This is a genomic window from Flavobacterium sp. KBS0721 (assembly GCF_002007065.3).
Taxonomy (GTDB): Bacteria; Bacteroidota; Bacteroidia; order Flavobacteriales; family Flavobacteriaceae; genus Flavobacterium; species Flavobacterium piscis.
Map to the genome: position 1 here is coordinate 2,583,676 of NZ_CP042170.1, position 16,009 is coordinate 2,599,684.

The 16,009-nt window shown below is 32.8% G+C and carries 12 protein-coding genes; 5 read left to right on the plus strand and 7 right to left on the minus strand.

Going from position 1 to position 16,009, the window contains the following annotated elements; genetic code table 11:
- Positions 1-32: 32 nt before the first annotated feature.
- The 4 genes from B0M43_RS11350 to B0M43_RS11370 all read right to left on the minus strand — a co-directional run bounded on the left by B0M43_RS11350 (position 33) and on the right by B0M43_RS11370 (position 3,368).
- On the minus strand, positions 33-374 hold the full coding sequence (locus B0M43_RS11350) for a hypothetical protein (protein WP_078008270.1): 342 nt from the start codon (positions 372-374) through the stop codon (positions 33-35).
- A gap of 478 nt (positions 375-852) precedes the next feature.
- The gene (locus B0M43_RS11360) at positions 853-1,239 is read right to left on the minus strand and encodes a secretion protein (protein WP_078008269.1); all 387 of its coding nucleotides are present in this window, start codon (positions 1,237-1,239) and stop codon (positions 853-855) included.
- A 376-nt stretch (positions 1,240-1,615) separates the two neighbouring features.
- Positions 1,616-2,023 carry a T9SS type A sorting domain-containing protein gene (locus tag B0M43_RS11365; protein WP_078008268.1) on the minus strand — a complete coding sequence of 136 codons (408 nt, stop codon included), beginning with the start codon at positions 2,021-2,023 and terminating at the stop codon, positions 1,616-1,618.
- Between the two features lie 925 nt (positions 2,024-2,948).
- Complete coding sequence (locus B0M43_RS11370; RefSeq protein ID WP_065447711.1) at positions 2,949-3,368, minus strand: DUF3244 domain-containing protein; 420 nt, start codon at positions 3,366-3,368, stop codon at positions 2,949-2,951.
- Positions 3,369-3,816: 448 nt separating this feature from the next.
- Here B0M43_RS11370 and B0M43_RS11375 point away from each other — a divergent pair, with 448 nt between their 5' ends.
- The 4 genes from B0M43_RS11375 to B0M43_RS11390 all read left to right on the plus strand — a co-directional run bounded on the left by B0M43_RS11375 (position 3,817) and on the right by B0M43_RS11390 (position 9,078).
- Positions 3,817-4,689 carry an AraC family transcriptional regulator gene (locus B0M43_RS11375; RefSeq protein WP_078008267.1) on the plus strand — a complete coding sequence of 291 codons (873 nt, stop codon included), beginning with the start codon at positions 3,817-3,819 and terminating at the stop codon, positions 4,687-4,689.
- Between the two features lie 275 nt (positions 4,690-4,964).
- Complete coding sequence (locus B0M43_RS11380; protein ID WP_078008266.1) at positions 4,965-6,998, plus strand: M13 family metallopeptidase; 2,034 nt, start codon at positions 4,965-4,967, stop codon at positions 6,996-6,998.
- A gap of 603 nt (positions 6,999-7,601) precedes the next feature.
- Positions 7,602-8,471: an alpha/beta hydrolase family protein gene (locus tag B0M43_RS11385; protein ID WP_065447715.1), complete on the plus strand. Its 870-nt coding sequence runs from the start codon at positions 7,602-7,604 to the stop codon at positions 8,469-8,471.
- A gap of 88 nt (positions 8,472-8,559) precedes the next feature.
- Positions 8,560-9,078, plus strand: coding sequence for a hypothetical protein (locus tag B0M43_RS11390; RefSeq protein ID WP_078008265.1), 519 nt, complete (start codon positions 8,560-8,562; stop codon positions 9,076-9,078).
- A gap of 62 nt (positions 9,079-9,140) precedes the next feature.
- Here the strand turns inward: B0M43_RS11390 and B0M43_RS11395 are convergent, their stop codons facing one another.
- The 3 genes from B0M43_RS11395 to B0M43_RS11405 form a co-directional block, all read right to left on the minus strand.
- The gene (locus B0M43_RS11395) at positions 9,141-10,787 is read right to left on the minus strand and encodes a T9SS type A sorting domain-containing protein (RefSeq protein WP_078008264.1); all 1,647 of its coding nucleotides are present in this window, start codon (positions 10,785-10,787) and stop codon (positions 9,141-9,143) included.
- A 167-nt stretch (positions 10,788-10,954) separates the two neighbouring features.
- Positions 10,955-11,929, minus strand: coding sequence for a TerC family protein (locus tag B0M43_RS11400; protein WP_078008263.1), 975 nt, complete (start codon positions 11,927-11,929; stop codon positions 10,955-10,957).
- A 251-nt stretch (positions 11,930-12,180) separates the two neighbouring features.
- Positions 12,181-13,197: a glutamine synthetase beta-grasp domain-containing protein gene (locus B0M43_RS11405; RefSeq protein ID WP_065447718.1), complete on the minus strand. Its 1,017-nt coding sequence runs from the start codon at positions 13,195-13,197 to the stop codon at positions 12,181-12,183.
- Between the two features lie 427 nt (positions 13,198-13,624).
- Between B0M43_RS11405 and B0M43_RS11410 the strand changes: the two genes are divergently transcribed.
- A complete protein-coding gene (locus tag B0M43_RS11410) occupies positions 13,625-15,814 on the plus strand; it encodes a glutamine synthetase III (protein ID WP_065447719.1) in 2,190 nt (729 codons plus the stop codon).
- Positions 15,815-16,009 lie beyond the last annotated feature (195 nt).

Below are 16,009 nucleotides of genomic sequence, written 5' to 3' on the forward strand. Positions count from 1 at the left end.
TATTTATTCCCCCGCTCGCGCCAGCAGAAGAGTTATACTAATAAACTTTTAGCTTCTTCTATATTAGGTTCTCTTGCTAATTTCAATGCACTTGCCATTACCTCTAACCAATGTCCTTCATTATGAGTGTTATGAAATGAAGCCCCATAAAATGAAGCCGTTGGTGGGTAAGAAACAATATTTTTCTCTTTTGCTATTTTAGAAAATAGTAGTGCTAATTTTTCTTTAGTAATAATTGCTTTTTCAAACCTTTCGGGTAAAATACTACAGGTACAAAATAATGTTAAGCATAAATTTGATAACTCTCTATAACTTACATTATTTGATATTGATTTATTTAAATAATAAAAAAGTTCTTTGGTACTATAATCCATAGCTTTTGTATTTAGTTTTAAGTTTTACGAGCGGTACCAGCAAAAGCTTTCGACTTTAAAATTAAAAAAATATTTAAGACTTTTTACCAACCATCTCCCCAACACAACCCAAAAACTCCATTTCATCCAAAGGAAACAGCTGCAAGACAGTTTCTAAAATCAAACTTACATTAATAGATTGTTTTTTCTTTTCTGCAACATTATGCATATCGTGATCGAGTGCGAGAATGCATAATTTTAATCATATCGCTGATAACGCAACCCAACTCAAAATAATTTAAAACCTTAATTTGGGCGGTATAGGTTTTAGATTCGTCATAGGCCTCAGCTAGTGCGAGGGTCCAGCTCATGCACACAAAGTGATTTTTTAGATTTTACTAGTAGAAAAACCTCTCAAGATATGATAGGTTTTATTATATTAGAGTAAAAAAAAAGCATCAGCCACAGCTGATGCTTTTCAATTTCAAGTAAAAAACAATTAACGACGGAAACCAGGACTTTCGTTTACTGATTCGTCAAGCTTAATAGTTTTTGATTTTTTAGCAGAAACAGCAATTTCGTGTTTCGCAACTTTACCATTTTCGGTTACTTCTAAAGTGTAAGTTCCGGCAGGAAACGCCTCTAAACTTAAAGTTTTCGAAATCTCTAATTTATCTGTCGCAGATGCTCCTGTGTACACTAAATTATGGTTTTCGTCGTAGATAGAAAAAACTGATTTCTCAGCGTTGTTCAAAGTAAAACTAATTACTTTTCCGTTTCCGGTTTTTATATTCAAAATATAATCCCCTTTTCCATGCATTGCGTAAGTAAAGATTGTTGTTAAAAATACGGCAACAACTAAGCCCATTTTGGTAAAATTTGTCATGTTTTTTTTAATTGTTAATTACTGTTTGTGGAACGCTCAAAACTACAAATTGAAATTTAATTTTATGCAAAAAAATCACTTTTTTATATGTGTAAATTGCTGAATTAAAGATGTTTCTGTGCTTTGGCTGAACTATGTACGTAATTACTGGGCTCTTGGATGTTTTTTAGTTCCTGTTTTTTAATGGTTTAAATATCACAGTTTTATATTTATTAAGAATAGTTTTCGAAAAATAAACCCGCAATAAATTTCAGTTAAAAATTGGGCATAAAAAAACAGCTCAATAACCACAAAGAGCTGTTCTGAAAACGAATTTCTCGTTTTAAACTTTACTAACTATCTAACCTCATTTTTATACTGTATGCAGTATAACTTTTTAGCGTACTGCTACGCCTGTATTTTTAGCAGCAATACCTGCTTTGTAAACTGATGAAACTGCTTTTTTTGATAATACAGTTGTATCATCTGTTATTGTAATTTCGTGTCTCACTTTTTTTACATTATCTTCAATTTCAAGGAAGTAAGTTCCCGCAGGAAATTCTTCTAAGCTAAAAGTTCTCAAAATTCCATCTTTACCTGAAGCACTTTCAGAGTAAATTAAAGTTCCTTCTTGATCATAGATCGCTAAGTGGGCTTTTTTTACCTGATTAAGGGCAAACGTAATTAGTTTTCCATTATTCTTTAATACGTGAAGATTAAAATCTTCATTCCCGTCAATTGCATAAGTACTCATTCCAGTAAAAAGTACCGCACATACTAAACTTAATTTTAAAATCTTTTTCATGGTATTTAGTTTTAAATTAATAGTTCTAATTCTCTGATGCTAAATTACTTCGGATGTATGTGTTTTTTCACAACTCTGTTTTCCAATTTCGATGCTATATTCTCATTTACGAAACCGTTATAGGTTAAAGTTTGAATTATTTTTATCGTTTCTGTTAATTTGGTTATTATTTTTTAATGTTTTGTTTAAAATGAGATAACATTAACTGATCTGCTTTTCTTACAAAATTTTTGTGGATTAATGTTGAGATGGTAGGCGGATGACACGGATTCGCTAAAGCGAAAACGCAGATAAAAAACGGATTTTTTATGCTCATTTTTGTCATTTCAATCTATGAAAAAAGCAAATCTTTTTTTCAGGAGCTAATCCCGCTATCCGTTTCAATCTTTTGTGTCCGCCGCGGCGGACACAAAAGGATTTTCTCCCGAAGCTTCGGGACTATCGGGGGCTAGGGTCATCTTTTTCATAATAATATTTCGTTTATTTTGTGAGTGATTTTCAAACGCGGTATCTTCGGAACTTAAGCTTTATATTGACAAAGCTTTGTGAGCTCCGTGTTTTTGAGCGCGATCACAGATGAAATTCTTATTGTCCTTTGTGTTTAATTCTCATTTCAACATGTAGCAAGTTTTTTTACCACAGAGAACACAAAGATTATATGTAAAGGATTTTATAAAAAACACAAAGTTCGCAAAGCTTTGTAAATGTAAAACTTTGCGAACTTTGCGTATATCCTTGCGCTCTTTGCGGTTAAATAAAAAAAAAACAAACTTTGCGTCTTAGTGCCTTTGTGGCAAATCAAAAAAAAGTATGGCACAAAAAAAACAGCTCAATAACCACAAAGAGCTGTTTCAAAACAATCATGTTTTTAACTTTACTAACTATCTAACCTCATTTTTATACTTTATGAGAAGTATAAACTTTTTTAGCGTGTTGCTACGCTTGAATTTTGAGCAATTGTATTTGCTTTATATGCTGACGAAACTGCTTTTGTAGACAATACAGATGTATTATCATTAATTGTAATTTCGTGTCTTACTTTTTTAACACTGTCTTCAATTTCTAAGAAGTAAGTTCCTGCTGGAAGTTCTTCTAAACTAAAAGTTCTTAAAATTCCGTCTTTACCAGAAGCATTTTCAGAATAGATTAAACTATTGTTTTTATCATAAATACTTATGCTTGCTTTTTTAACCTGGTTTAAAGCAAATGTAATTAGCTTTCCATTGGCCTTTAATACATGAAGGTTAAAATCAACTGCACCATTATCATTACCATCAATTGCATAAGTGTTCATTCCTGTAAAAAGTACTGCGATCACTAAACTTAATTTTAATATCTTTTTCATATCTATTCGTTTTAATTGTTTGTTCTAATTTTCTGATGCTAAATTACTCCGGGCATTGCTTTTTTTTCACAACTGTGTTTTCCAATTTATGTGCTATATTCTCATTTACGAAACCGTTATAGGTTAAATTTTGAATTATATTTGGTGTTTTTGTTAATTAGGCTATTATTTTTCAATTATTCAATAAAATTAACATTTCGTTAAAAGTTCTATTATTCTTACAAATATCAGGTATGCGCATTAAATCACACTACTAAATACGATTTATGAAAAAAAAACACCAAAAAAATACGGATCGTTAAAAAAAATCATCTTATGCGATAATTTGATGATTTAACTTTTAATGATTATTATGCAAAATTCTCATTTACGAAACCGTTATAGGTTAATTTTTAAATTATATTAGGTCTTTTTGTTAAATTTGCTATTATTTTTTAAAGGAATTATCATGAAGACAATTGCCCCAGCTCTTGAAGTGATATCAAACTCATACGGAAGTTCTTTTACTTACACAAAACACGCCGAAAAGACCAATAGTAAAGCTCATTTATGGCATTATCATCCAGAAATTGAGTTGGTTTATATAAATGGTGGGGCAGGGAAAAGACAAATAGGAAGCCATGTTTCTTATTATACGAATGGTAGTTTGATACTTATAGGTGCTAATTTGCCACATTGTGGTTTTACGAATGAACAAACGGGAAACATTAATGAAACCGTTATTCATATCAAACCTGAGTTTTTAGGGAATGATTTTTTTGTTGCTCCCGAAATGAAAAAGATTCAGAATCTTTTCAGTCAGGCAAAAGCCGGAATTGCTTTTGGAGGAGAAACTAAAAAAAGAATAGGTAAGAAAATCGAGATGATGGAAAATCAGCTTCCGTTTGAACGCTTACTAACGCTTTTGAGTGTTTTAGACGAATTAGATTCTTCTGACGAATATACTGTGCTGAATGCTGATGGTTTTTCGTTAGAATTACAAACACAGGATAATGATCGTATTAATGTTGTTTTTAATTACGTAAAAGATCATTTTCAGGAATCGATCGCTATAGACGAAGTTTCGAGTTTGGTAAGTATGACGACACCATCTTTTTGCCGTTATTTTAAGAAGATTTCGAATAAAACCTTTACAGAGTTTGTAAACGAATATCGTTTGGTACATGCATCAAAATTATTGGCCGAGAAACCAATAAGCATAAACGAAGTGTGTTACGAAAGCGGTTTTAATAACTTTAGTCATTTCAGTAAATCATTCAAACAATATACCGGTAAAAGCGCTTCGCAATACCGTCACGAACACAAAATAATTATTAGCTAATTCCATAGGAGGAAGCTTTAGATTTTTTGCCACGAATTCCACAAATTAGCACTAATTTTTTCTAAGTAAAATGAAAATATTAATTCGTGTTAATTTGTGAAATTCGTGGCAAACTTTTTTATTATGTCTAGCTGAGCGTAGTCGAAGCTTTTTTTTGGATTTTAAAATTCGAATTTTTTTTACGATCTGTTGTTATAAAAATTATATTTACATACTTGTTATGCTTAAATTATAACAAGTAAATAATTAATCCATCAACCAAAATTTATAACTGAATGAATTTATTTAAACCTGCTACATTCCTTCTTATCGGAATGACTTTTTTTAGCTGTAATAAAAAAGAAGTCGCATTTTCAGATCCTTTGATTACCAATCGCGACACCACCATTAATCCGGCAGATGATTTTTTTAATTATGCCAATAATGGCTGGTTCAAAAAAAATCCTATTGCGAAAACAGACAGCAGTAACGGAATCATGAGAACTGTGGTGGATACGATTAACGGGCAAATTAAAAATATCTGCGAAAACGCTGCCAAAGATGAAGCGGCACCAAAAGGAAGCAACAAACAAAAAATAGGTGATTTTTATGCTTCGGGAATGGACACCATTGCGATTGAAAAAGCAGGTTTGTCTCCGTTAAATGCTGAGATCAAAAAAATCAACGAAATTAAAGATGTTTCTGGATTAATCAATACCATTGCGCATTTGCAAACTGTAGGAGCAGATCCGGCGTTTACATTTTATGTTTCTCAAGATGATAAAATCAGTACAAAATATGCGCTGTTTTTTGGGCAAGGCGGTTTAGGAATGAGACAGCGGGATTACTATCTCGATGCCGACAAGCGAAATGTAGAAATTCGTGCGGCTTATGTAGCACATCTTAAAACGATGATGCGATTTACGGGAGAAGAAGAATCAGTTGCGGTGAAAAATGCTGCAACGATTATGAAACTCGAAACCGAATTGGCAAAATCATCCCGAAAATTAGAAGCACTTCGTGATCCTATAAAAAATTACAACAAACTTTCGGTAGAAAAATTCAATTCACTTACACCAGACATCGACTGGAAAAAAGTATTGCCAATTTTAGGTATTGCAAAAGCAGATACTGTAATAGTAGGACAGCCGGAATTCTTTACAGCTCTAAATACTACGATTAAAAAATATTCGATCGAAGATTGGAAAACGTATTTGAAATGGAATCTTGTAAGTTCATACGCTCCATATCTGAATGCCGCTATCGAAAAAGAAAATTTCAAGTTTTATGCCACAACATTAAATGGTGTAACAACTCAAAAACCACGTTGGAAAAGAGTAGTAGAACAGACAGATTCTTCTTTAGGAGAATTAATAGGTCAGGTGTATGTGAGTGATTATATGCCAAAAGGAGTTAAAGAAAAATTATTGGAGGTTGGAAACAACATTCGTGATGTATTTGCTTCGCATATTAAAAAACTGGATTGGATGAGCGAACCTACCAAGCAAAAAGCATTATTCAAGTTAAGCAAAATGGTCATGAAATTGGGATATCCTGATAAATGGAAAGATATGAGTGCACTTTCTATAGATCGAAAATCATATTGTGGGAATGTTATGAGTGCCAATATTTGGGATTATAAATACATGATCAATAAATACGGGAAACCGGTAGACAGAAACGAATGGGTGATGCAGCCACAAACTTACAATGCCTACTATAACCCAAGTAATAACGAAATTGTAATTCCGGCTTGTAATATTATTGTTCCGGGTTATGAAGGACGTATGCCGGACGATGCTATTTTGTACGGAATTATTGGAGGTTCTTTCTTTGGGCATGAAATTACGCATGGTTTTGATGATCAGGGAAGTCAATATGACGAAAAAGGAAACCTAAACAATTGGTGGACAGCCGAAGATTTGAAAAAATTTAAAGCAAAAACCAAATTAATAGTAGATCAGTACAATGCATATACAATATTGGGCAAAAATGTAAACGGAGATGCCACTCAAGGTGAAAACATTGCTGATTTAGGCGGCGTAATTATGGGTTATGAGGCATTCCAGAAAACAGCGCAATTTAAAAACAAAGAAAAAATTAGCGGATTAACTCCGGAGCAGCGTTATTTCCTTGCCTATGCGTATTCCTGGATGATCAACAGAAGAGACGAATCAAAAATTAACCAAATTATGACTGATGTACATTCGCCGGAACAATTTAGGGTGAATGGGCCTTTGAGTAATATTCCTGAATTTCATAAAGCATTTAATGTCAAAAAAGGAGATAAAATGTATCAGCCAGATAGTTTGCGAGTAGTAATCTGGTAAGAAATAATCTAATTTATGTTTATAAAACCATTCGTTGCGGCGAATGGTTTTTTTGTTTTAGAATTTAATGGGCCACGGGTTAAGCGGGTTGAACTGGTTATCGCTGATTTTTTTTTTTTTTTGCCACAGATTAAATGATTAAAATGATTTTTTAATCTGTGTCTATTTTTTTGTCACGAATTTCACGAATTTCCACGAATTAAGTGGATGCTGATATTTTTTTTGCCACAGATTAAAATGATTTTTTAATTTGTGTCTTTTTTTTTACAACAAATTATCCGTAATACAATTCGTGAAAATTCATGTAATTGCTTCGCTTGTTTCCTTAGGTCGGGTTTTGGTAGCCTTTTGGTAGCTAAAAAAAATCATTTTAATCATTTAATCTGTGGCTGTTTTTTCCGCAACAAATTATCCATAATCCTATTCGTGAAAATTCGAGCAATTTGTGGCAAACATTTTAAATAATCCATAAAATAATTTTATCTGTGGTAAAAAAAATATAACAAATAGATAATTAAGTTGCTGAAAAACCAGTCGGATTTTTCATATAATTTACTCGGAAAAAGCTATATTTACAATCCCAAAATTGAAAAAAATATAAATATGAAAAACTTTAGAATTCTAGTATTTACAGTTCTTTTATGCGCTTCTTCAATGAGTTACGCCGCAAAAGTAGATACTTTACAAGTTGCCAGTACAGCCATGAGCAAAACCTACAAAGCGGCGGTTGTGCTACCTAATTCGTATGCAAAAAGCAAATCAGCATTTCCGGTGATGTACTTGTTGCATGGTGCTTACGGACATTTTAGTGATTGGCTGAAAAGTACACCAAATAAAAAACTAGTTCAAAATTTATCTGATCAGTATAATATTATTATTGTAATGCCTGAAGGTGAAACTTTTAGCTTTTATTTGGACAGTCCTGTAAATAAAGAAAGTCAGTTTGAGACTTTTATCACGCAGGAAGTGGTTCAAAAAGTAGATAAAACCTATAGAACGATAAGCAACAGAAACGGAAGAGTAATAACAGGACTTTCTATGGGAGGTCATGGCGCATTATACTTATCTGCCAAACACCCTGAATTGTTTTGCGCTGCCGGAAGTATGAGCGGTGCGGTAGATATGAGTACGATGCTCAATCGTGAATCTTCGGCACAGGTAGTAAAATTGATGCAGCCTGTTTTTGGAGATAAAAGCGATAGTTCAGAAATGTATGCAAAATATGCCGTAATGGGAATGTTGGATAAAATAAAAGCCAATAAACTACCATTGATTATCGATTGCGGAGTGGATGATTTTTTGATAGAACCCAACAGAGAATTACACCGAAGATTAGTATATAATAAAGTAGATCACGATTATACGGAACGTCCCGGAGCACATACTTGGGATTATTGGGAAAACTCACTACCTTATCATGTGTTGTTTTTTAATAAAATCTTGCTTAAAAATCAGGTCGTTGCAAAAAAATAATACAACTTTTAGTAAGGAATCATTCAAAAAGCTTTTTTTGGTTTGATTTTTGGAATACCTTTATGTATAACTTAAAAAATAAAAAATTATGAAAAAGATACTTACCTTATTCGCAGTTGTTGGACTTTTCAGCTTTTCGGGATGTTCAAATAATGATGATGATGTAGATTACGATACAATTAGTGAAGTTTTTCAACTTAACGATATTAGTTTTGATTATAATGCTCAAGATGGATTTAATATTAATAAAGTACTAGATCCTGCAATTTATAAAGACGATGTTATTTTAATTTACAGACAAATTGGTTTTCTTACCGCAACAAATGCTCCAATATGGGAGCAAATACCCAAAACTATCTATACATCGCAAGGAAGATTAAGTTATGATTTTGAATTTAGTCAACAACATTTTATAATTTATGCCGAAGGTAATTATGATTTGGAATTGACTCCAGATTTTTTAGATCATCAGACATTTAGAATTGTTATTGTTCCTGGTTCTGCGACAGGTACTTCAAAATCAGTTAACAAAGAAGATTATTCAGATTATAATGCCGTAATTAAGAAATATAATATTGATGACAGTAAGGTTAAAAATTTAAATTAATTATTTAGAGAAAATATAAAAAAAAGGAAATCGTAAGATTTCCTTTTTTTTATGGTATATATTTATTGTTTTATTAAGGTAGCTTGAGAATAAGTATTCCTTGATTTTACAGTTAAAAAATAAGTTCCAGGGACTAAGTTTGAAATATCTACACTAATTAAATTTGAATTTATTAGCGAAAATTTATTTGAATTTACTTCAGTTCCTGTAAAGTTAACAATGCTTACAACGGTTTGATCTAAAAGGAATGCGCGTTGACTGTCTTCAATATTTATAATTGATGTTGAGGGATTAGGAAATATTTTTATAGATTGAGTTGTTGTGCTTGATCTAGGTTCAAAATTAATTTGTACAGTATTGCTTGTATAATTTATACTTTTCTCATAATCTAGTAAGATTCTTCTGTAATATTGTATCTGGAAACTAGGAGTTCTGCGTGTATCTTCCATTAGTGGTGTTGGGGTATAATTTTGGGTAGTTCCATTTTGAATAGGATCCCAATTTACATTGTCTTGAGAGACAAGCCATTGGTAATATGAGAAGTTATGAAAATCACCATTTAATGGACTTGCAAGATTATCTGAACTTACTGTTTGATCACAACATACTGTATTCTTTGTAGCATTAGTTATTAAAGGTATTATTTCAATAACATTGCTTGCTGCACATCTTCTATAGCTCGATTTATCATTTGGGTCTTCTAATATTAACCGTCTATATTCCATTCCTGTATTTGTCTGAGGAGGTAAGTAATTCATTTGTGTAGCTCCTGAAATATCTCTCCAGCCATACATTGAGAAAAAAACAGCACTCATATTGGTCCAGGTAGAAGGGTATTTAATTCTCGATTGCCATTGGATGTTATAGCTTTTTAACGAGTTTCTAACGGATTGATCTCGTTGGCGTCCGCCCCCTGTTGCTTTTATAGTGTGACTTTCCGTAGGTTCATTGCCTACAATCATCTCAGGGACTTGTCCAGTTGTTAAATATTGGTTACCCGTGATTGTATTATTTACATATAGATTATCGAATTGTGGTAAGAAGTTAACTATATTGTAATTTATTTTTCCACTGTATGTAATACTACCATCATTAAAAGTCGTTTTTTCTCTTAAATCAACGCCCTGGTAAAACGGTGATCCTAATTGTATTATTTGGTCGTCATTATTTACCCATTCTTGAGATGCGACATAAGAGTATTCATGGAATAAAGGTAAAATAGGAGTTCCTCCATAAGGGACTATTTCAATATACTTGTAAGGTAATGGAGGTGGAGGTGGAGATGTGCCATCTTTTATGACAGCGATATTGGAACTTTTGTAAGTTGCTCCAGCATAATTTTTGTATTCGGCATATATATTACCTCCTGAAGTATTAAAGTCTGCGCTATCTAGATAGATAACGAAGTTAATAATTCCAATTTTTCCTCCGCCAAAATTTAAAAATACTCCGTTACCACCTCTAGCTATGTTAGCACCCAAAGCAGGACTTTTTTCATAATAGATACTAATAGTTCCATTATCTGGACTATTTGTGGGGGTTTCTACTTTAACATTTAAAGATATTGTTGAAGAAGTTGAACCACCTAAGTTAATAGGTCCATTGTTAACGTTTGATCCATTTACAACTGTTGGCGTTAAAGTGACTTTCTGTCCAAACATTATTGTGCTAAATAATAATAAAACGAGATACAGGTAATTTTTTCTCATGATAAGGCTTTTAAAAATTTATAATGAGCTAAATGTATTGAATATAAAAGTATTATCTTATTTTTAATTGTTAAATTGTAGTATAATATTTATTTTTATTAGTTCAAGGAGTAAAAAAAAGGAAATCGAAAGATTTCCTTTTTTTATAAATATATGTTTCGGGAATATTATTCCTGTTCTAAATCAGTATCAGTAAGTTCTTTTTCTTTTCCGAATTTAAGAGAAACCAGAATCCCCACTAAAAGGGAAAGTGCAATAAATCCTAATGAAGCCCATTCTGGAACATGAATCCATTCGTGAAGTAACATTTTTAATCCAACAAAGGCTAAAATGGCTACCAGACTATATTCTAAATAACTGAATTTTGCCAGCATATTTGCCAGGAAGAAATACATAGAACGTAGTCCAAGAATAGCAAAAATATTAGAACTGAATACTAAAAATGGATCTGATGTAATCGCTAAGATAGCAGGAACGCTGTCTACGGCAAAAAGAACGTCCATAACTTCAATAACAATCAGGGCTACAAATAATGGAGTTGCAGCTCTTTTGGCAGTTTTTGTTGAAATGAAAAACTTTTCACCATCCATTTCGGCGGTGATCGGAATAATTTTTCCTAATGTTTTGTATACAAAAGAATCTTTGGGCTGGAAATCATCATCTTCTCCGGAGAACAACATTTTTATTGCAGTAAAAAGCAGGAAAAGCCCAAATACATAGGTAGTCCACGCAAATTTATTGATGAGCATAACGCCAAAGAAAATCATTAATCCACGGAAGATTACGGCACCAAGGATTCCCCAGAATAAAACGCGGTGTTGGTATTTTTGCGGAATTTTGAATGAGGCGAAAATAATAGCAATGACAAAGATATTATCAACGCTTAAAGAAAGCTCGATCAAATAACCGGTAATAAACTTCATAGAAGCTACTGCGGGTTTTAGATTGTCGGGATTTGCAATGTAATCTGTAGTGTAAAGCCAGTAAATTACTCCTGAAAACAGGAAAGATAAAGTCACCCAAATAAGTGTCCATTTACTTGCTTCTTTGGTACTAATAATATGGGGATTTTTATTGAAAACACCCAAGTCTAAAGCAAGAATAAAAACGACGGCTAATAAAAACAAAATCCAGACTATCATGATACTTTTTTTAAATGATTTACAAAGATAGTTTTTGAAGTTTAACTTAAAAATTAATTATCGAAAACTTATGTTGAAATTCTGAATAAAACTTCGCTCTCCTAACTCTTGTGGCAGTGAGGTTTGAGTGAGATAAGAACTTTGTCAAAGTTTTAAACTTTGACAAAGTTTTGTGACTGTCAAAATGATGATTAATAAAAAAAGTGCCAACAATTACGATGGCACTTTTAAGATATAATCTAAGCTTTGAATTATAGCGCTGATTTTACAGTTTTGATAATTCTTGCAGCAATTTTGTATGGATCTCCGTTTGAAGCTGGTCTTCTGTCTTCAAGATATCCTTTCCAGCCTTTTTGAACTGTATACAAAGGAATTCTGATTGAAGCTCCTCTATCAGATACTCCGTAAGAGAAATCGTGAATAGAAGCAGTTTCGTGTTTACCAGTTAAACGTTGGTCGTTGTAAGCTCCGTAAACTGCAATGTGTTCTGCAACAACAGGACGGAAAGCTTCACATATTTTTTCGTAAGTTTCTTTAGAACCGCATGTTCTTAATACTTCGTTAGAGAAGTTAGCATGCATACCAGAGCCATTCCAGTCAGTATCTCCAAGTGGTTTTGGGTGGTATTCTATATAGTAACCATATTTTTCAGTCAAACGATCTAGTAAGTAACGAGCAACCCAAATTTCGTCTCCGGCTTTTTTAGCACCTTTAGCGAATAATTGGAATTCCCATTGTCCGCAAGCCACCTCTTGGTTGATACCTTCAAAGTTAAGTCCGGCAGCGATACATAAGTCAGCATGTTCTTCTACTAATTTTCTTCCGTGAGTGTTTTTTCCACCTACAGAGCAGTAGTACATACCTTGTGGAGCAGGATATCCTCCAACAGGGAAACCTAATGGCAATAAAGTTTTAGTATCCATGATGAAATACTCTTGTTCGAAACCAAACCAAAAATCATCATTATCATCATCAATTGTAGCTCTACCGTTAGAAGGGTGTGGAGTTCCATCAGCATACATAACTTCAGACATTACGATATATCCGTTGATACGAGTTGGATCTGGATAAATTGCAACTGGTACTAATAGACAGTCTGAAGATCCGCCTTCGGCTTGTTTTGTTGATGAACCATCAAATGACCAGTTTCCAAGTTCTTCTAATGTTCCTTTGAAATTTTCATGCTCTTCAACTTTAGTTTTACTTCTAAGATTTTGAGTTGGTTCATATCCATCTAACCAAATGTACTCTAACTTAATTTTAGCCATAATAATATAAATTAATTTTTTTGTTTTTTTCGTTGGGTCAAATATAGATTTATTTTTTTAGCCGTAAAAATTAGGGGGCTGTTTTGTTTAGCTCGCTATTATTTTTTGGATAAGCGCAATTTTCTGAGGGGTATATTTTTAAAAAAGCAATTTTTAACACTATTAAAAAATAAATTCGTAAAAATTACACTCGTTTTTTACAAATCAGGGTTAAGGAATTATGAAAAAATGTTTATTTAATGAATAATACTGAAGTATTTTGTTACATTTCTTCAAATCAAATTCATTATTCTTTGAAAAAAGCGTCTTACGTTGAAAAATCGTTGAACAAAAATCTCAAATTTATCTTATAAACAGGCTTTTTATTTGTTTATATTTGTTGCTCTTTTTTTAGTAAAAATTATTACAAATTTTAAACTTATTATACATGTCAACATTACGTTTCCAGGCTTTAAGAGATGCTTCTACAAGAAAGCCAGTACATTTTGAAGAAATAGACAGAAAATCTAACATTTTTGGCGCAAATGTGTTCAATGAAAAAGCAATGAAGCAATTTTTAACTTCTGATGCTTTAAAAGGAGTTAGAGATGCGGTGCAGCACGGAACTAAAATTGACAGAAAACTGGCAGATTATATTGCTATGGGAATGAAAGAATGGGCATTATCTAAAGGAGTTACACATTATACACACTGGTTTCAGCCTCTTACAGGAACAACAGCAGAAAAACACGATGCTTTTTTTGAAGTTTCGTATGATGGAAGCGATCCTGTAGAGAAATTTGGCGGTGCACAACTGGTACAACAAGAACCGGATGCATCAAGTTTCCCGAATGGCGGAATCAGAAATACATTTGAAGCAAGAGGATATACAGCCTGGGATCCAACATCTCCAGCTTTTATTTACGGAACAACTTTATGTATTCCAACTGTATTTATCGCTTATACAGGAGAAGCTTTAGATAATAAGATACCTTTATTGAGAGCATTATCTGCAATTGATGAGGCAGCGACAGAAGTATGTCGATATTTTGATAAAAACGTAAAAAAGGTAACGGCAACTTTAGGTTGGGAACAGGAATATTTTTTGATTGATAAAGCATTGGCAAATTCACGTCCGGATTTAATGATGACTGGGAGAACTTTATTAGGACATACCTCTGCAAAAGGACAACAATTAGACGATCATTATTTCGGGTCTATCCCAACGCGTGCTTTAACGTACATGAGAGATTTAGAGCAGGAATGTATGCTATTGGGAATTCCGGTAAAAACACGTCATAACGAAGTGGCACCAAATCAGTTTGAGCTGGCACCAATTTTTGAAGAAACCAATCTTGCCGTAGATCACAACTCTTTATTGATGGATGTGATGCAAAGAGTGGCAGAACGTCATGATTTTAAAGTGTTATTTCACGAAAAACCTTTTAAAGGTGTAAACGGTTCCGGAAAACACAACAACTGGTCACTGGCAACTGATACGGGAGTTAATTTATTGAGTCCGAGTAAAACGCCAATGAGCAATTTACAGTTTTTGACATTTTTTATTAATACCATAAAAGCGGTTAACGATTATGAAACTTTATTAAGAGCGTCGATCGCAACAGCAAGTAACGATCACAGGCTAGGGGCAAATGAAGCACCGCCGGCTATTATTTCGGTTTTTATTGGAGCGCAATTAACAAAGGTTTTATCTGAGTTAGAAAGTGTAACGACAGGAAAATTATCACCTGAAGAAAAAACAGATTTAAAACTAAATGTAGTAGGGAAAATTCCAGATGTTCTTTTAGACAATACAGACAGAAACAGAACATCTCCTTTTGCCTTTACAGGAAATAAATTTGAGTTTAGAGCTGTAGGATCTAATTCGAATTGTTCGAATTCAATGACAACGCTTAATGCGATTGTGGCTAAACAACTTAAAGACTTTAAAATAGAAGTAGATACTTTGATCGAGTCGAAAGACATGAAAAAAGATGATGCTATTTTTAATGTTTTACGAGAATACATCAAACAATCTAAAAAAATACTTTTTGAAGGTGACGGATATAGTGACAGTTGGGAAAAAGAAGCAGCAAAAAGAGGTTTAAGTAATTTTAAAACTACTCCGGAAGCAATTAAAGCTAAAGTTTCTAAACAGGCATTAGACTTATTTTCTGAATTAGGAATTTTAAATCATGTTGAAGCTGAAGCGCGTTACGAAATAGAATTGGAAGAATACACCAAAAAAATCCAGATCGAAGGACGAGTTTTGGGAGATATTGCAAGAAACCACGTTATTCCAACAGCAATTCGTTACCAAAACACATTAATAGAGAATGTAAAAGGATTAAAAGAAATCTTCGGAAAAGAATTTGAAACAATTGCAAAAGAACAAATTGTTTTAATTAAAGAAATTTCTGGTCATATAGAAGGCATTAATTCTAAAGTATTGGCGATGACAGACGAAAGAAGAACGGCCAATCATTTGACCGATGCACAAAAAATGGCCGAAGCATATTGTAATAAAGTAAAACCTTATTTTGAAGATATTCGTAATCATTGTGACAAATTAGAACTGCTTGTGGACGACGAAAGCTGGACATTAACCAAGTATAGAGAGCTACTGTTTATCAAATAATAGTAATGTAACAAATCTATTAAGCCCATCGAATTACGATGGGCTTTTTTTTGTTTTAATGTTAAAATAAAGGAAGATCAACATTGTTTTTAGCATATCTGAGGGTGTAAATGTAAGGAAATTGTAATAATTATGTAATTTCCTACTTATGTTTTTTTGGATTTCAGTAGTTCATCGAGATAGTTTTACATTTCA